We start from the raw sequence: 16,758 nt of genomic DNA, 5'->3' as shown, positions 1-16,758 counted from the left end.
GTCTGCGATATGACTGTTGTCTTGATCACAGGTTGTTCCAGCGGCATCGGAGCTGCGACCGCAGCCGAACTGGTCGCCGACGGCCATACCGTCTACGCGACCGCGCGCCGCCCTGAGACGTTGACCGAGTTGGCCGACAAAGGGTGCCGCACGTTGGCGCTGGACGTTACCGACGAGAGTTCGATGGCCGCGGCGGTGACCATGGTCGAAGCGGAGCACGGAGCGGTCGACGTGCTGGTGAACAACGCCGGCTACTCCCAGTCCGGGGCGGTCGAATCGATCCCGCTCGACGACATCCGGCGGCAGTTCGAGACCAACGTCTTCGGCATGATCCGGATGAGCCAACTGGTCTTGCCCGGGATGCGGGCGGCCGGCCGCGGTCGGATCATCAACCTCGGGTCGATGGGTGGCCGGCTCACCTTCCCCGGCGGCGGGATCTACCACGCCACCAAGTACGCGGTCGAGGCGATCTGCGATGCGATGCGGTTCGAGGTGCAGGGGTTCGGCGTCCAGGTGGTGCTGATCGAGCCGGGCCTGATCACGACGGAGTTCGCCGACACCGCGGTCGGTTCGGTCGACGGTCTCGCCGACGGGCCGTACGCCGAGTTCAACGCGCGCGTCGGCGCGGTGACCGCCGAGATCTATCGGAGCCCGGTGGCCAAGCTGGCCGGTGGCGGCCCCGAGGCGGTCGCGAAGGTGATCCGCAAAGCGGTGGACAGCAAGCGGCCGAAGGCCCGCTACGCCGTCACGCCGAGTGCCACCCTGGGCATCCTGCAACGCCAGCTCACCCCCGATCGTGTGTGGGATCTGGCGATGCGGGTCCAGTTCCCGGTGCCGAGCAAGGACTGACCGATCGGCCGGACGGCCGGGGATGCGCTTACGATGGACCTCGGCCGGGGCTTGACAGCCTCCGGTTTCCGGTCTCCAGACACCGGAATCTGACGTCGAGAATCGAGGACGAACGCCACCGTGCCTGCGTTGATGACGAAGCTGCTGCGGATCGGGGAAGGCCGGACCGTCCGGCGGCTGTCCCAGCTCGCGACCGAGGTGACGGCGCTGGAGCCGGAGTACGAGGCGCTCACCGACGCCGAGCTGCAGGCCAAGACCGACGAGTTCCGCACACGCTATGCCGACGGGGAGGATCTGGACTCGCTGCTGCTGGAGGCGTTCGCCACCGCCCGCGAGGCGTCCTGGCGGGTGCTGAACCAGAAGCACTTCCACGTGCAGGTGATGGGTGGCGCGGCGCTGCACATCGGCAACATCGCCGAGATGAAGACCGGCGAGGGCAAGACGCTCACCTGTGTACTGCCGGCGTACCTGAACGCGATCGCGGGCCAGGGCGTGCATGTGGTGACGGTCAACGACTACCTGGCCAAACGCGACTCCGAATGGATGGGCCGGGTGCACCGGTTCCTCGGCCTGGACGTGGGCGTCATCCTCTCCGGGTTGACGCCGGCGCAGCGCCGGGTCGCCTACCAGGCCGACATCACCTACGGCACGAACAACGAGTTCGGTTTCGACTATCTGCGCGACAACATGACGCATTCGCTGGACGACCTGGTCCAGCGCGGACACAACTTCGCCATCGTGGACGAGGTGGACTCGATCCTGATCGACGAGGCGCGCACCCCGTTGATCATTTCGGGTCCGGCGGACGCGTCGTCGAAGTGGTATGCCGAGTTCGCCCGGATCGCGCCGCTGCTCAAGCCCGACCTGCACTACGAGGTCGACATCAAGAAGCGGACCGTCGGCGTGCACGAAGCCGGGGTGGAATTCGTCGAGGACCAGCTCGGCATCGACAACCTGTACGAGGCCGCCAACTCGCCGCTGGTCAGCTATCTGAACAACTCGATCAAGGCCAAGGAGTTGTTCACCCGGGACAAGGACTACATCGTCCGGGACGGTGAGGTGATCATCGTCGACGAGTTCACCGGGCGGATCCTGGTCGGCCGCCGGTACAACGAGGGCATGCACCAGGCGATCGAGGCCAAGGAGAAGGTCGAGATCAAGCCGGAGAACCAGACGCTGGCGACGATCACGTTGCAGAACTATTTCCGGCTCTACGACAAGCTTTCCGGCATGACCGGCACCGCCGAGACCGAGGCCGCCGAGCTGCACCAGATCTACGGGTTGGGGGTGGTGCCGATCCCGACCAACAAGCCGATGGTTCGCAACGACCAGTCCGACCTGATCTACAAGACCGAGGAAGCCAAGTTCGACGCGGTCGTCAACGACGTTTCGCTGCGCAACGCCAAAGGGCAGCCGGTGCTGATCGGCACCACCAGCGTGGAGCGCTCGGAGTACCTGTCCCGGCAGTTCACCGAGCGGGGCATATCGCACAACGTGCTGAACGCGAAGTTCCACGAGAAGGAAGCGCAGATCATCGCGGAGGCCGGCCGCTCCGGCGCGGTGACGGTGGCGACCAACATGGCCGGCCGCGGCACCGACGTGGTGCTCGGCGGCAACCCGGACATCGTCGCCGACCTCAAGCTGCGCGAGCGCGGTCTGGACCCGGTGACCACCCCGGAGGAATACCAGGCGGCCTGGGAACCGGCGCTGGACGAGGTCAAGGCCGACGCGGCCGCCGATGCGGACAAGGTGCGCGCCGCCGGTGGGTTGTACGTCCTGGGCACGGAGCGGCACGAGTCGCGCCGGATCGACAACCAGTTGCGCGGCCGGTCCGGGCGCCAGGGCGACCCGGGGGAGTCCCGGTTCTACCTGTCGGTCGGCGACGAGCTGATGCGCCGGTTCAACGGCGCGGCATTGGAGTCGATCATGACGCGGCTCAAGGTGCCCGACGACGTGCCGATCGAGGCGCGGATGGTCTCCAAGGCGATCCGCAGCGCGCAGACCCAGGTCGAGCAGCAGAACTTCGAGATCCGCAAGGACGTGCTCAAGTACGACGAGGTGATGAACCAGCAGCGCACGGTGATCTACGCCGAGCGCGCCCGAATCCTGGCCGGCGAGGATATGGACGGTCAGGTCCAGGGCATGATCGACGATGTGGTCACCGCCTACGTGGACGGCGCGACGGCCGAAGGCTATGTCGAGGACTGGGATCTGGACACGTTGTGGGCAGCGTTGAAGGCGCTGTACCCGGTCGGGGTCGACCACGTTCGGCTGACCGGTGCCACCGAGGTCGGCGAGGCGGGTGAGCTGACCCGCGACGAGTTGCGCGATGCGTTGCTGCAGGACGCACACGACGCGTACTCCCGGCGGGAACAGGAGATCGACGGGATCGCCGGGCCGGGCGCGATGCGCAACCTGGAGCGGCAGGTCCTGCTCAGCGTGCTCGACCGCAAGTGGCGCGAGCATCTGTACGAGATGGATTACCTCAAGGCCGGGATCGGGCTACGCGCGTTGGCGCAGCGCGACCCGTTGGTCGAGTACCAGCGGGAAGGCTACGACATGTTCGCGGCGATGCTCGACGGCCTGAAAGAGGAGTCGGTCGGGTTCTTGTTCAACCTCCAAGTGGAAGTCACTCCGCCCCAGCAGCAGTCGGCGGTGGCGCCGGGGCTCCGCTCGCCGGTCGGTGCAGGAACAACCGCGGCGAACGGCGCCGGCGAGTCGGTCGCCGCGCCGCTGGTCAGCATGGAGAAGGCGGCCGCCGGCAGCGGCAACCCGGCAAGCGGCTCCCCCGGAAACGGTGCTGCCGAACCGGCTACGACTGCGCCGGCAGCGTTGCGGGCCAAGGGGATCAGCGACGAGCAGGACCGTAATCTGACCTACAGCGGTCCCGCCGAAGACGGTTCCACCTCGGTGCGGCGCAGTTCCGACGCGGCCGCGACGGGGCAGGGCACCACCCGCCGGGAGCGCCGGGAGAGCGCTCGACAGCAGGCCAAGTCGGTCAAGCGGGGACCGAAGTCCAAACGCCGGCATTGATCGCGTGGCGAGGTTCGGCGGCGGCTCAGGGCCGCGGCCGGATCAGCCGATGCGTAGCACATCGACCCGCCATCCGCCGCGCCGGTAGGTGAGATGGCCGGCGATCGCTCCGGCGCGCGTGCCGGTGGCGTAGACGGCGAAGAATTCGGCGCTGCCCCGCCGGTCGAGTTGCACCCGGACCGCGCTGGTGAGTCCCAGGGGTTGCCGGCCGCCGGCATCGGCGCGAGTACGTACCATATCGACCACCCGAGGCTCGGCGAGCTCGCGAAGCTGCCGCAACGGCCGCCGCCGGTTGAGCACTTCGATCACGTATCGCAGGGTCAGCTCGGCGAACCGCCGCGCGCTCGCCGCATCGGCGGCGTCACTTCCGGGGCGTCGGGTCGACCGGCCGTCGTGGGGAGTCCGACGCGCCGGATGCAGGGCCGGTCGGCAGCGGCTGGTATCGGCGGTCGGGCGGGGCGCCGGCGACAGGAATCGATGATCGGTCAACTCGGATCTCCTCGGGCTGTGGGCGCGGTGGCGCCGGGTCCGAGGAGCGGTTCGGACTGCCCGCCAGTATTCCATTACTGCGTGGCGGCGGCCATGACCGGTCGGTCAACTGGCCCCGACCGGGCAGGTCCCGGCCGCATAATCGGGTGACGAGCGCACGCACATCACGCCCGGGCCGACGGTGCGCGATCCACCACCGCGCAGATCCATCGACGAGGAGCCGACGGGCATGGCGATCACGAGGCTGACACCGCAAGATGCGTCGTTCTACGCGATGGATGCCGGCGTACATCCGATGTATATCGGATCGCTCGCGATCCTGGACAACGACGACGGCGCACTCGACTACGACCGGCTCAGCGCGATCGTCGAACGCCGGCTGTCGTTGGTGCCGCGGTATCGCCGCAAGGTGCGGCCGGTGCCGTTCGGGCTGGCCCGCCCGGTCTGGGTGGACGACGGTGACTTCGACATCGGTTTCCACATTCGGCGCGCGGCGCTCCCGCGGCCGGGAAACGACGCCCGGCTGCACGAGCGGGTCGCACAGCTGTCCGCCCGTCGGCTCGATCGTGCGCGTCCGCTCTGGGAGATGTACCTGATCGAAGGTCTGTCCGGCGGGCGGTGCGCAATTTTCACCAAGTCGCACGCGGCATTGGTCGACGGCGACGAGGCGCTCGAGATCGGCCATGTCATCCTCGATTCCGGTGCGGTACCGCGGCCGGTCGCCGACGACCTGTGGCTGCCCGACGACCAGCCGAGCGATGCCGAGCTGGCCTTGGATGCGTTGGGCCGGCTGGCGCGAGACCCGGGTGAGGGAGTCGAGCTGGTCCGGCGGGTCGTCGGCGACGTGCGCGACGCGGTCGACGCGACCGCGCGCTCGGTCGGCCGGTTCGCCTCGGTGGCACGCTCGGTCCCGCCGCTGGCCCCGTTGAACGGGCCGATCTCGCGGGAGCGCCGGTTCGACGTCGCGCGAACCGATCTGGCGGACTACCGGACCATCCGCCGCGGGCTGGGCTGCTCGATCAACGATGCGATCCTCGCGGTGATCACCGGAGCGCTGCGGTCCTGGCTGGTCAGCCGGCGCGAGCCGCTCACCGGATCGACCGTGGTGCGCGCGGTGGTGCCGATGTCGGTGTACCTGGCCGAACCGGCCTCCACCTCGGCCAGCGAAGTGTCCTCGTTCCGGATCGACCTGCCGGTGGGCGAGCCGAATCCGGTGATCCGGCTATCGCATATCGGGCATGCCACCGAGGCGCACGCGCACCTGCGTCGTGGCGTCACCGCGCGCACGCTGGTGCGGTTGTCCGGGTTTGCCCCGGCCAGCCTGCATGCGCTCAGCGTCCGGTCGGCAAGTAGCTTCGGGCCGCATTCGTTCAACCTGGTGATCACGAATGCGCCCGGCCCGCAGAACCCGATGTACATCGGCGGCGCGCGGATGCTGGAGATGTATCCTGTGTCGCCGCTGTTGCGTGATCAGGCTTTGAGCATCGGTCTGACCTCGTATGACGGCAAGGTGTACTACGGGCTGAATGCCGACCGGGCGTCCGTGGGAGATCTAGGCGTCCTCCCCGGACTGTTGAGCGAATCGATGGAGGAAATGCTGCATGCCTGCGCATGAGCCGACCGCTTCGGGGGTGCTGCGGGTCTATGTCCCGGCGACGGTCCGGATGCTTCGTGGCCTTGTGGCCGAGGGCGAGTTCACCGCGGTCAACGGGTTGGCCTTCGCCATCACGCCGATGTTGCGCGAGGCGTATTCGTCGGGCACCGACGAGGAACTCGCGGAGGTGGCGATGGCCGAGGCAGCGCGAGCGTCGCTGCGGTTGCTCGCCGCCGAGCTGGCCGACGACGCGGACGCGCACGACCGGGACGGCAACCCGGTGCGCCGGCGCGCGGTGGTGGCCGCCGACCTCGACAACGTCCGGGCGCGACCGGACCTCGACGATGCGGTGGTCCGGATCAGCGGCCCGATCCCGCTGGCCCGGGTCGGGTCGGTGCACGTCGACCTGGCCGAGGCCGAGGAAGCCGTCACCAGGGCGGTGGAGGTGATCGATGCCGCCGACCTGGGCGACCCGGACGCCGAGTTCGTCCTCGGCGATGCCGAGGACCACCAATTGGCCTGGTATGCGACTCAGGAACTGCCGTTCCTGATCGAGCTGCTATGACCGGCTACTTGAAAGTAACTTACGCTTCCGTAACCATAGCGTCATGGATCTGCAGAGCATGGGCGTGAGGCGATGGCTGGAAGCCCCGGCGTCCGAGGTGTCCGCGCCGCGGCGGCCTCGGCTGAACCTGCTGCGCGGCGCGGTCGCGCGGATCACCACCCCGCTGCTGCCCGACGACTACCTGCACCTGGCGAACCCGCTCTGGTCGGCCCGTGAGTTGCGCGGTCGAGTGGTCGAGGTGCGCAAGGAGACCGCCGACTCGGCGACCCTGGTGATCAAGCCGGGCTGGGGCTTCGATTTCGACTACCGGCCGGGCCAGTACATCGGCATCGGGGTGCCGGTCGACGGGCGATGGCACTGGCGGTCGTACTCGTTGACCTCGCCACCCGGGCACGAAGGCAAGCTGATCTCGATCGCCGTGAAGGCGATGCCGGAAGGATTCCTGTCCAGCCACCTGGTCAGCGGCGTACCGTCCGGCACCGTGGTCCGGCTGGCCGCGCCGAAGGGCAACTTCGCCCTGCCGGAACCGCCACCGGCCAAGATTCTGTTCCTGACCGCGGGCAGCGGGATCACCCCGGTGATGGCGATGTTGCGGGCGATGGCGCGGCGCGGCGCGCTGCCGGACGTCGCGCATGTGCATTCGGCGCCGACTGCCGACGACGTGATGTTCGGCGCCGAGCTGGCCGAGATGGAGCGCACGCATGAGAGCTTCGTCACACATATCCAACACACCCGCACCGCCGGCAAGTTTGCGTTGACCGAGCTGGACGGGTTGTTTCCGGACTGGCGAGAGCGGCAGACCTGGGCGTGCGGGCCGGTCGCGATGCTCGACGACATCGAGGGGACCTGGCAGCAGGCGGGAATTGCGGACCGACTGCATACCGAACGGTTCGAGCTGGGTCGGGCGACCACGGGCCAGGGCGGTACGGTGAACTTCGGGCGGTCCGGCCGCACAGTTCAGGTCGACGGAGCGACCACGCTGCTGCAGGCCGGCGAGGGAGCCGGAGTGCTGATGCCGTTCGGTTGTCGGATGGGCATCTGCCAGACCTGCGTGGTCTCGCTGAGCGAAGGTTATGTCCGCGATCTACGTTCGGGCGTGGAGCACGGACCGGGCGAGCGGGTGCAGACCTGCATCTCGGCCGCTGCCGGAGATTGCACCCTCGATCTCTAGCCGCTTACGGTTCGTCGCGGTACTATCCGCGGCTTGTCGTTGCCCGGTACGTTTGGGTGGGAAAACTGTACGGGGTGGGCACGGACGTGTTCGCCCGACTGGACGGAAGGACACCGGTGGCGATCACCGACATCAAGGTCTTCGCGCACCTGTCGGAGGCCGACGTCGAAGCGCTGGGCCGTGAACTCGACGCGGTCCGTCGCGATGTCGAGGAGTCTCGAGGTGCGCGGGACGCGCGTTACATCCGTCGGACGATTGCGCTGCAGCGAGCTCTGGAGGTCGGCGGCCGGGTCGCGTTGTTGGCCGGCCGCTACCGTCCGGCCTGGTTCGTCGGCACCGCATTGCTGACCGTCTCGAAGATCGTCGAGAACATGGAGCTCGGCCACAACGTCAGCCACGGCCAGTGGGACTGGATGAACGATCCGGAGATCCACTCGGTCACTTGGGAGTGGGATCAGGTGGGCCCGTCGCCGCAGTGGCAGCAGGCGCACAACTATTCGCACCACATGTACACCAACGTGCTCGGCCGGGACGAAGACCTGGGTTTCGGCATCCTCCGGATGACCCGGGACGAGCCGTGGCGCCCGATGCACCTGGCCCAGCCGGCGGCGAACGTGATCCTCGCGGCGTTGTTCGAATGGGGCATCGCGCTGCACGATTGGTCGATCCACAAGGAGCTGGCCGGTACGCCGCCGGGTCAGCTGGCCTCGGAGCCGAACAAAGAGTTCGCGCGCAAGATCGTCCGGCAGCTGGGCAAGGATTTCGTGCTCTTTCCGGCGTTGTCCGGGTCGGGCTGGCGAGCCACGCTGGCCGCGAACGCCGTCGCGAACCTGGGCCGCAATCTGTGGGCCTACGCGGTGATCTTCTGCGGACATTTCCCGGATGGTGCGCAAAAGTTCACCCTGGAGCAGCTGGACGGCGAGACGCAGGGCGAGTGGTACCTGCGCCAGATGCTCGGCAGTGCCAACTTCGAGGCCGGTCCGGTGATGGCGTTCATGAGTGGGAACCTCAGCTACCAGATCGAGCACCACCTGTTTCCCGACCTGCCGAGCAACCGGTACGCCGAGGTCTCGGTGCGGGTGCGCCAGCTCTGCGACAAATACGACCTGCCGTACACCACCGGTTCGCTCGGCAAGCAGTACCTGCTGGCTTTCCGCACCATCCACAAGCTGGCGCTGCCCGACAGCTGGTTGCGCCGGACCGCCGACGATGCCCCGGAGACCTGCTCCGAACGGCGGTTCGCCGGGAGCCGAGTGTGGATCGATCCGGTCACCGGGCAGCGGCGCGGCTTGCGCACGGCGATGACCGACGCGGCCGCGGCGCTGCAGGCCCGCAAGGTCGCATTGAAGCAGCGGGCACGGGCGGAGCGGCGAGCGCTGCGGCGCGGCCGATAGCCGCGCCGCAGCCGCGTCGTCAGATCCGCTCGAAGATCGCGGCGATACCCTGCCCGCCACCGACGCACATGGTGACCAGCGCGTACCGGCCCTGGATCCGGTGCAACTCGTAGATCGCCTTGGTCGCGAGGACCGCGCCGGACGCGCCGATCGGGTGGCCCAGGGCGATCGCGCCGCCGTTCGGATTGACCTTCTTCGGGTCCAGGTCGAGCGCCCGGGCGACCGCGATCGCCTGCGCGGCAAAGGCCTCGTTGGACTCGATCAGGTCCAGGTTGTCCAGCGACAGCCCGGCCTTGGCCAGCGCGATCTTCGTCGCCGGAATCGGCCCCTCGCCCATGATCTCGTTCGGTACCCCGGCGACGGCGTAGGACACCAGCCGGGCCATCGGGGTGGCGCCGGCGGCCTCGGCCTTCGCGGCATCGGCGAGCACCAGGAATGCGGCGCCGTCGTTGATCCCGGAGGCGTTGCCGGCGGTGACGGTGCCGCCGTCCGGCTGGAACGCGGGGCGCATCTTGGCCAGGGCCTCGACCGTGGTGTCCGGCTTGACGTGCTCGTCGGTGTCGACGGTGACCTCGCCCTTGCGGCTGCGCTTGACGATCGGCACGATCTGATCGGTGAACCGGCCCTCGGCGATCGCGGCGGCGGCCTTGCGGTGCGACTCGGCCGCGAACTCGTCCTGCTCGGCGCGGCTGATATCCCACTTCACCGCGAGGTTCTCGGCGGTGATGCCCATGTGCCCGACCCCGAACGGGTCGGTCAGCGCGGCCACCATCGCGTCGATCATCGTGGTATTCCCCATCCGGGCACCGCTGCGCATCGCCGGGGACAGGTACGCGCCGCGCGACATCACCTCGACCCCGCCGCCGATCCCGAAGTCGCAGTCGCCGAGCTTGATGTTCTGCGCGGTCGTCACCACCGCCTGCAGGCCCGAGGAGCAGAGCCGGTTCACCGCCATCGCGACCGAGTCCATCGGTAGTCCGGCCTGGATCGACGCGACCCGGGCGACATAGGCATAGCGGGATTCGGTCGGGATGCAGTTGCCGACGGTGACGTAGTTGATCTGCGCCGGGTCGAGCGCCGACCGGCTGATCGCTTCCTGCATGACGATTCCGGCGAGGTCGGCCGGTTCCTGATCGGCCAATCCGCCGTTGAACGAGCCGATCGCCGATCGGACAGCGGAAACGACGACGACGTCACGGTCGGCCATGAAGATCCTCCTGCAGCTGGCGGCGGAACGCCGGTCCGGGTAGGTGATTACGTGGTTCTCAGGCTAGCCGAGCGGCTCCCGGGCCAGTTCGGCGTGCAGCCGGGCCAGAGCGTGATCGCGAGCCGGTCCGTTGATGATCCGGTAACGCGCGGGCCGAGTCGCGTAGGTCACAACTTCTACCTACGCGGCCGTAACCTACGCTAACGTAGCCGCTCGTGGCCATCTCCGATGTCAAGGAATACGCGCACCTGACCGCCGAGGATGTCGAGGCGCTCGCGGTCGAGCTCGACTCGATCCGGCGGGAGATCGAGTCTTCGCGCGGCGAGCGGGACGCGCGCTACATCCGCAACACCATTCGGCTGCAGCGCACGCTGGAACTCGGCGGTCGCGCTGTGCTGTTCGCCAGTTATTTCCCGCCGGCCTGGTTTCTGGGTGCCGGCATGCTCGGCGTGGCCAAGATCATCGAGAACATGGAGATCGGCCACAACGTCATGCACGGCCAATGGGACTGGATGAACGATCCGGAGATCCATTCCAGCTCGTGGGAGTGGGACAACCCGGACCCGTCCAAGCATTGGCAGCAGACGCACAACTATCTGCATCACAAGTACACCAACGTGCTGGGGATGGACGACGACGTGGGCTACGGCCTGCTGCGGGTCACCCGGGATCAGCGGTGGTCGCCGTTCTTCCTGGGCAACCCGGTCTACAACCTGTTGCTGCAGCTGTTGTTCGAGTACGGCGTCGCGATCCAGCACCTGGAGCTGGGCAAGCTGGCCAAAGGCCGGTTCCCGGCGGGGTCGCCGGAGCGGGCCGAGTTCGAGCAACGCCGCCGCGAGGTGCTCGCCAAGGTGGGCAAGCAGGTCGCCAAGGACTACCTGATCTGGCCCGCGCTGACCGGTCCGGCGTTCTTCTCGACGTTGACCGCCAACCTGACCGCCAACGTGATCCGCAACGTGTGGACCAACATGGTCATCTTCTGCGGGCATTTCCCGGACGGCGCGGAAAAGTTCACCAAGGCCGATATCGACGGTGAGACCCAAGGCGAGTGGTACCTGCGCCAGATGCTCGGCAGCGCGAACATCGCCGGCGGACCCGTCCTGGACTTCATGAGCGGCAACCTCAGCTATCAGATCGAGCACCACCTGTTCCCGGACCTGCCCAGCAACCGGCTGCGCGAGATCTCGATCCGGGTACGGGAACTGGCCGAGAAATACGACCTGCCCTATACCTCGGGGTCGTTGCCGAAGCAGTACGCCAAGTCCTGGCGGACGATCGTCAAGCTGTCGCTGCCGGACCGCTTCCTGCGACGGAGCGCCGACGATGCGCCGGAAACGGCGTCCGAGCGCAAGTTCGGGGGCAACACTCGGGCCATGATCGATCCGGTGACCGGCCGGCGGCGTGGGCTGCTGGCCAAACTGCGCGCCGCCTGACCCGGCCGCGCCGGGTCACCAGGTGTCGTTGGTGGCCAGAGCGGTGAGCAAGCGGCGCACCGCCGCGACCCGGCGGGTGTTGTCGAGGGTGTCGAGTGCGCATTCCGGATCGGCCGGTGGCCCCAGGTGGGTGCACCCGCGGGGGCAGTCCTCGATCGCCGTCGACAGGTCGGCGAAAGCCGCGATCACGTCGTCGGGGGTGATGTGGGCCAGGCCGAACGAGCGAACGCCGGGCGTATCGATCACCCAGCCGCCGGCGACGAGCGGCAGTGCGACCGATTGGGTGGAGGTGTGGCGGCCCTTGCCCACTCCCGACACGGTGCCGACCGCGCGATCGGCGTCCGGGACCAGCCGGTTCACCAGGGTGGACTTGCCCACCCCGGAATGCCCGAGCAACGCGGACAGTCGGCCGCGAACCAGCTCGAGTACCGGTTCCAGCGGTGCGGACTGCCCGCCCAGCACCACCGGCAGATCCAGTTCGGCGAACAGCGCGGCGAATTGGTCCGGGTCGGCGAGGTCGCTCTTGGTCAGGCACAACACCGGTTGCAGCCCGCCGGCATAGGCGGCCGCCATCGTCCGCTCGACGAACCCGGCCCGGGGTGGCGGGTCGGCCAGCGCTACCACGATCAGCAACTGTTCGGCGTTGGCCACCACCACCCGTTCGTAGGCGTCGGTGTCGTCGGCGGTCCGCCGCAGCACGGTGCCGCGCGGCTGCACCCGGACGATCCGGGCCAACGTGTCCCGCCGGCCGGACAGGTCGCCGACCAGATCGACCTGATCGCCGACCACGATCGGGGTGCGGCCCAGCTCCCGCGCCCGCATCGCGACGACGATCCGGTCCGGGTCGCCGGCGAGCGCGCACCCCCAGCGACCGCGATCGACCGAGACGACCATGGCCGACTCGGCGTCATCGTGCGCCGGGCGGGTCTTGGTGCGCGGACGAGTGCGCCGGGCCGGGCGAACCCGGACGTCGGTCTCGTCGTACTCGCGGCGGCTCAGCGGGCGTGCTTCCCGGGTCCGGCGACGGGATCGCCGGCCAGCATCGCGGCCCACATGTCGGCGAAGCCGGGCAGTGTCTTGGCGGTCGTCGCCACGTTGTCCACCTCGACGCCGGCGACCCGTAGCCCGACGATCGCGCCGGCGGTCGCCATCCGATGATCGGCGTAGGACTTCCAGCAACCGCCGCGCAGCGACGTCGGGGTGATCGTCAGCCCGTCGGGGTGCACCGTCACCCGGCCGCCCAGCCCGTCGATCTCGGCAGCCAGTGCGGCCAGCCGATCGGTTTCGTGGCCACGCAGGTGTGCGATCCCGCGCAGTCGGGACGGCGTCGCCGCCAGCGCGGCGAGCGCGGCGACGGTCGGCGCCAGCTCCCCGACGTCGTGCAGATCGATGTCGATACCCTGCAGTCGATCCGGACCGCGCACGGTGAGTCCGGCGTCGTCGAGCTGGACGGTTGCCCCCATCTGGTCCAGGATCCGCCGGATCGCGTCGCCGGCCTGGGTGGTTCGCAGGGGCCAGGCGGGCACGCGTACCACGCCACCGGTGACCGCTGCCGCGGCGAGAAACGGGGTGGCATTCGAAAGGTCCGGCTCGATCACCCGGTCGACCGCACGAATCGGGCCCGGAGCCACCTGCCAGGTGTCGGCGGCGCCCGATTCGGCAGGGCTGTCCACCCACACCCCGGCCGAGCGCAGGATGTCGACGGTCATGTCGATATGCGGACGGGACGGCACCGACGGGCCGACGTGATGGATTACCACGCCGTGCTCGAACCGCGCTGCCGAGAGCAACAGGGCCGAGACGAACTGCGACGAACCGGACGCATCGATGGTCACCACGCCGCCGGCCAGGCTGCCACCCCCGTGCACCACGAACGGCAAACCGTCGCCGTCGACTCGGGCACCGAGGGTGCGTAGTGCAGTGAGCACGGTACCGAGCGGGCGGCGGCGGGCCTGTTCGTCGCCGTCGAAGGCAACCGGTCCCGTGGCCAGCGCGGCGAGGGGCGGGAGGAAACGCAACACGGTCCCGGCCAGACCGCAGTCGACGGCGCCCCCGTGCAGCGGGCCGGGGGTTACGGTCAGGGTGGTGCCGTCGCCGACGATGTCGGCGCCGAGCCCGCGCAGTCCGGCGATCATCAGATCGGTGTCGCGGCTGCGCAGGGCCCCGGTCAGGGTGGACGGTCCGGTCGCCAGGGCGGAGAGCACCAGCGCGCGATTGGTCAGCGACTTGGACCCGGGCAAGATCACCCGAGCCTGCACCGGGCCGGCGGCATACGGTGCGGCCCAGCGGCTCGCGGTCCGGGAAGTCACGCGGTCATCTTCGCCTATCGGGTGTCGGGGGTGCGTGTCAGCATGGGGATATGTGCGGTAGATACGCGTCCACGGCGGACCCGGGCCGGCTCGTGGCCGAGTTCGACGCACTCGACGAGACCGATCCGAACGAGCCGTTGACGCCCGCCGAGGCCGGCCCGAACTACAACGTCGCCCCGACCGAAAAAGTGCTCACCGTGGTCAGCCGGCACGATCGCGGCACCCCGGCCGCCCGGCGGCGGATTCGGCGGATGCGGTGGGGGCTGGTCCCCCATTGGACCCCGGCCGCCGAGCCGGGCGTGCCGGCCGGAGGAAAGCCCCTGTTCAACGCCCGTGCCGACACGGCGGCTCGGCTGCCGTCGTTCCGCGATGCGATGCGCTCGCGGCGGTGCCTGATCCCGATGGACGGCTGGTACGAGTGGCAGGTCGTGGCCGGCGCAGACGGCAAGGCGACCAAGGTGGCGTACTTCACGACCCCGGCGAACGGTGACCGGCTGGCGGTGGCCGGGCTCTGGTCGGTCTGGCGCGATCCGACGGTCCCGGATCAGCCGCCGCTGTCGAGCTGCACCATCCTCACCACGGCCGCGGTCGGTCCGCTGCAGCAGATCCACGATCGGATGCCGTTGTTCCTGCCGGCCCAGGATTGGCCGGCGTGGCTGGCTCCGGATCGGCCGGCGCCGGCCACGTTGCTGGATGCGCCCGCCGAGACCGTCGTGGCCGGGTTGGAAATTCGTCCGGTCGGGCAAGCGGTGAACAGCGTTCGGAACAATTCGCCGGACTTGCTGCGCCGCGCCGATCTGCCCGGACCGGGCGAGCAGATCTCTTTACTGTGAACGGCCGGAAAAGAACGACACAGTCCGGGTATCTGCAGGCAATTTGCGGTTTCCGAGTCATCCAGCAGGGGTACTGTCGAGGGTGTGGCCGGGGCTCGGAAGATGCCGCCGTCGGCCGTCAGGTAAGGAGAGATCGACAATGATCGGAACAATTCTCAGCGCGCTCTTGGTCGGCCTGATCATAGGCGCGCTGGCACGTTTGCTGATGCCCGGTAACCAGAATATCGGCGTGCTGATGACGATAGTTCTCGGTGTGGCGGGCTCGTTCCTCGGATCGTGGCTGACCTATCAGTTCGGCTACACCAACTCGAACGGCGGATTCGAGGTGATCCCGTTCGTCGTCGGCGTGATCATCGCAATCGGACTGATCTCCGCCTACTTGGCGATCTCCGGTCGACGAGTACGCCAGTAACGGGGGTACCTCACCCACATTTCGACGACCTGACGCAGAGGCGGCGTTCCGCAAGGAGCGCCGCCTCGTGCCATCATGAAAATAGATCTCACGGTTGTCGCCATCCCGGCGTATGTCGGCGCGATGGTGGCCGAATACCGTTGGCAGCGGCGCCATCCTGTGTCCGACGGCTCCCGGGCTGGCGATTATCAGCTCGCCGACACCCTGGCCAGCCTGTCGATGGGCTTCGGCTCTCTTGTGGCGCCTTTCGTTGCCGAAAAGCTGCTGGATCCGATTACTCCTGGGGTCGGACGGCATGCGCGGTTGCTCGTCGGTGCCGCGGTGGTCACGACCGTGGCGACGACCGCGCAGGACATATGGCGGCGGCGGCGGGACGCCGGTTCGCTGCCCGCGGCAGGCGTCGCGCCGGGATTCGCCGATACCGATCGGCCCGATCAGCCGGTCGGGTTGCAGCTCGCCGGCGTTCTGGCGGTATCGGCCGTTGCCACCACCGCATTGACGGTCGCCACCACATGGGCGGCGCAGATCACCGGACGCCGGCTGTTCGAGCGTAGTCGCTATGATCTCGGCGGCGGTCCGCTCGGACTGGTGGTCGGGGTACTCGGCTGGGATTTCCTCTATTACTGGGATCATCGACTCAGTCACGAGTGCCGTTGGCTGTGGGCGGTACACGTGGTCCACCACTCCAGCGAGCGCTACAACCTGTCCACCGCGTTGCGGCAACCGGTGGCGGAGAACATCACGATGCTCGCGCCGTACGGATTGGTGGCACTGCTCGGGGTACGGCCGGGCTTGATAATGCAGGCTCGAGCGCTGGACCTGATGTATCAGTTCTGGATCCACACGGAGGCGATCGACACGATCGGACCGCTGGAACGCTGGCTGAACACCCCCTCGCACCACCGGGTGCATCACGGGTCGAACCGCCGTTACCTCGACCGCAATCACGGCGGGATTCTGATCATCTGGGACCGGCTGTTCGGGACGTTCGAGCCGGAGGGGGAGCGGCCCGTCTACGGCCTCACCCGCAACATCGACACCGTCAACCCGGTCCGAATCGCCGGGCACGAATGGCTCGACCTCGCTGGGGACATCGCCGGCGCAGCCACCTGGCGCGATCGTTGGTCGTATCTGCTGCGCGGCCCGGGCTGGGCGTACGAACGTCGGGCGATCGCGGGCCGAGGTTGATGTGCCCCAGGCAGGATTCGAACCTGCGACCTACCGCTTAGGAGGCGGTTGCTCTATCCCCTGAGCTACTGGGGCCGGGGTGCCGACCGGGCGGAGTGTAACCGGCGCGCGCGGGTGATGGGTGCTGCTCGGGCCGCGCTTCCCGAGGTTGTCCGGCCGGGCTTGTCTCGCGAGGTTCCGGTCGATATCTTAGGGGCCGGTGTCACCCGCTCTACGTACCTGCTGGATTTCATGCCGGTCCGGCCTCGTCATGTTTCGGCTGATCGAGGGTCCCGGGCGGG

Annotated in this window: 14 protein-coding genes and 1 tRNA gene; 10 read left to right on the top strand and 5 right to left on the bottom strand. The window is 68.5% G+C overall.

Features of this window, described 5'->3' with window-relative positions; genetic code table 11:
• The first annotated feature begins 9 nt into the window (after nucleotides 1–9).
• Nucleotides 10–849 carry an oxidoreductase gene (locus KV203_RS15420; protein WP_066473024.1) on the top strand — a complete coding sequence of 280 codons (840 nt, stop codon included), beginning with the start codon at nucleotides 10–12 and terminating at the stop codon, nucleotides 847–849.
• Between the two features lie 132 nt (nucleotides 850–981).
• Nucleotides 982–3,882, top strand: a complete 2,901-nt coding sequence (secA, locus tag KV203_RS15415) for a preprotein translocase subunit SecA (protein WP_373279242.1) — start codon at nucleotides 982–984, stop codon at nucleotides 3,880–3,882.
• Between the two features lie 42 nt (nucleotides 3,883–3,924).
• Here secA and KV203_RS15410 read toward each other — a convergent pair whose 3' ends face one another.
• Nucleotides 3,925–4,371: an Rv3235 family protein gene (locus tag KV203_RS15410; RefSeq protein WP_066472843.1), complete on the bottom strand. Its 447-nt coding sequence runs from the start codon at nucleotides 4,369–4,371 to the stop codon at nucleotides 3,925–3,927.
• A 229-nt stretch (nucleotides 4,372–4,600) separates the two neighbouring features.
• Between KV203_RS15410 and KV203_RS15405 the strand changes: the two genes are divergently transcribed.
• The 4 genes from KV203_RS15405 (at nucleotide 4,601) to KV203_RS15390 (ending at nucleotide 9,095) form a co-directional block, all read left to right on the top strand.
• Nucleotides 4,601–5,986, top strand: a complete 1,386-nt coding sequence (locus tag KV203_RS15405) for a WS/DGAT/MGAT family O-acyltransferase (RefSeq protein WP_066472841.1) — start codon at nucleotides 4,601–4,603, stop codon at nucleotides 5,984–5,986.
• Between the two features lie 16 nt (nucleotides 5,987–6,002).
• Nucleotides 6,003–6,530: a DUF6912 family protein gene (locus KV203_RS15400; RefSeq protein WP_066473022.1), complete on the top strand. Its 528-nt coding sequence runs from the start codon at nucleotides 6,003–6,005 to the stop codon at nucleotides 6,528–6,530.
• Nucleotides 6,531–6,588: 58 nt separating this feature from the next.
• Nucleotides 6,589–7,701: a ferredoxin reductase gene (locus KV203_RS15395; protein ID WP_066473020.1), complete on the top strand. Its 1,113-nt coding sequence runs from the start codon at nucleotides 6,589–6,591 to the stop codon at nucleotides 7,699–7,701.
• Nucleotides 7,702–7,817: 116 nt separating this feature from the next.
• The gene (locus tag KV203_RS15390; RefSeq protein ID WP_066473018.1) at nucleotides 7,818–9,095 is read left to right on the top strand and encodes a fatty acid desaturase family protein; all 1,278 of its coding nucleotides are present in this window, start codon (nucleotides 7,818–7,820) and stop codon (nucleotides 9,093–9,095) included.
• 19 nt (nucleotides 9,096–9,114) lie between these two features.
• Here KV203_RS15390 and bktB read toward each other — a convergent pair whose 3' ends face one another.
• Complete coding sequence (gene bktB / locus KV203_RS15385; protein ID WP_066472839.1) at nucleotides 9,115–10,302, bottom strand: beta-ketothiolase BktB; 1,188 nt, start codon at nucleotides 10,300–10,302, stop codon at nucleotides 9,115–9,117.
• 215 nt (nucleotides 10,303–10,517) lie between these two features.
• Here bktB and KV203_RS15380 point away from each other — a divergent pair, with 215 nt between their 5' ends.
• Complete coding sequence (locus KV203_RS15380; protein WP_066472837.1) at nucleotides 10,518–11,735, top strand: fatty acid desaturase family protein; 1,218 nt, start codon at nucleotides 10,518–10,520, stop codon at nucleotides 11,733–11,735.
• A gap of 15 nt (nucleotides 11,736–11,750) precedes the next feature.
• Here the strand turns inward: KV203_RS15380 and rsgA are convergent, their stop codons facing one another.
• Both rsgA and aroA read right to left on the bottom strand, forming a co-directional pair.
• Nucleotides 11,751–12,788 carry a ribosome small subunit-dependent GTPase A gene (rsgA, locus tag KV203_RS15375; RefSeq protein WP_083530212.1) on the bottom strand — a complete coding sequence of 346 codons (1,038 nt, stop codon included), beginning with the start codon at nucleotides 12,786–12,788 and terminating at the stop codon, nucleotides 11,751–11,753.
• Nucleotides 12,731–14,044, bottom strand: a complete 1,314-nt coding sequence (aroA, locus tag KV203_RS15370; RefSeq protein ID WP_066472835.1) for a 3-phosphoshikimate 1-carboxyvinyltransferase — start codon at nucleotides 14,042–14,044, stop codon at nucleotides 12,731–12,733. The genes rsgA and aroA overlap by 58 nt, the downstream gene beginning before the upstream one ends.
• 50 nt (nucleotides 14,045–14,094) lie before the next feature.
• On the opposite strand from aroA, the gene KV203_RS15365 reads away from it, so the two are divergent.
• The 3 genes from KV203_RS15365 to KV203_RS15355 all read left to right on the top strand — a co-directional run bounded on the left by KV203_RS15365 (nucleotide 14,095) and on the right by KV203_RS15355 (nucleotide 16,477).
• Entirely contained in the window at nucleotides 14,095–14,877 is a 783-nt protein-coding gene (locus tag KV203_RS15365; protein ID WP_066472833.1) for an SOS response-associated peptidase, read from the top strand.
• A gap of 139 nt (nucleotides 14,878–15,016) precedes the next feature.
• Nucleotides 15,017–15,289 carry a GlsB/YeaQ/YmgE family stress response membrane protein gene (locus KV203_RS15360; RefSeq protein WP_066472830.1) on the top strand — a complete coding sequence of 91 codons (273 nt, stop codon included), beginning with the start codon at nucleotides 15,017–15,019 and terminating at the stop codon, nucleotides 15,287–15,289.
• A 75-nt stretch (nucleotides 15,290–15,364) separates the two neighbouring features.
• Nucleotides 15,365–16,477 (top strand): sterol desaturase family protein, encoded by a 1,113-nt coding sequence (locus KV203_RS15355; protein WP_066472827.1) that lies wholly within the window; start codon nucleotides 15,365–15,367, stop codon nucleotides 16,475–16,477.
• Nucleotides 16,478–16,479: 2 nt separating this feature from the next.
• On the opposite strand, the gene KV203_RS15350 is transcribed toward KV203_RS15355, so the two are convergent.
• Nucleotides 16,480–16,552, bottom strand: a tRNA-Arg gene (locus KV203_RS15350).
• Nucleotides 16,553–16,758 lie beyond the last annotated feature (206 nt).

It is taken from the genome of Skermania piniformis, from assembly GCF_019285775.1.
In the GTDB taxonomy this organism is placed as follows: Bacteria; Actinomycetota; Actinomycetes; order Mycobacteriales; family Mycobacteriaceae; genus Skermania; species Skermania pinensis.
The sequence above is the reverse complement of the archived record's forward strand: the minus strand, read 5'-3'. Positions and strand labels throughout refer to the sequence as shown.

Coding starts and splice junctions, on each gene's coding strand:
- KV203_RS15420 (WP_066473024.1), top strand. CDS start 10: ATGACTGTTGTCTTGATCACAGGTTGTTCCAGCGGCATCGGAGCTGCG.
- secA (WP_373279242.1), top strand. CDS start 982: ATGACGAAGCTGCTGCGGATCGGGGAAGGCCGGACCGTCCGGCGGCTG.
- KV203_RS15405 (WP_066472841.1), top strand. CDS start 4,601: ATGGCGATCACGAGGCTGACACCGCAAGATGCGTCGTTCTACGCGATG.
- KV203_RS15395 (WP_066473020.1), top strand. CDS start 6,589: ATGGGCGTGAGGCGATGGCTGGAAGCCCCGGCGTCCGAGGTGTCCGCG.
- bktB (WP_066472839.1), bottom strand. CDS start 10,302: ATGGCCGACCGTGACGTCGTCGTCGTTTCCGCTGTCCGATCGGCGATC.
- KV203_RS15365 (WP_066472833.1), top strand. CDS start 14,095: ATGTGCGGTAGATACGCGTCCACGGCGGACCCGGGCCGGCTCGTGGCC.
- KV203_RS15360 (WP_066472830.1), top strand. CDS start 15,017: ATGATCGGAACAATTCTCAGCGCGCTCTTGGTCGGCCTGATCATAGGC.
- KV203_RS15355 (WP_066472827.1), top strand. CDS start 15,365: ATGAAAATAGATCTCACGGTTGTCGCCATCCCGGCGTATGTCGGCGCG.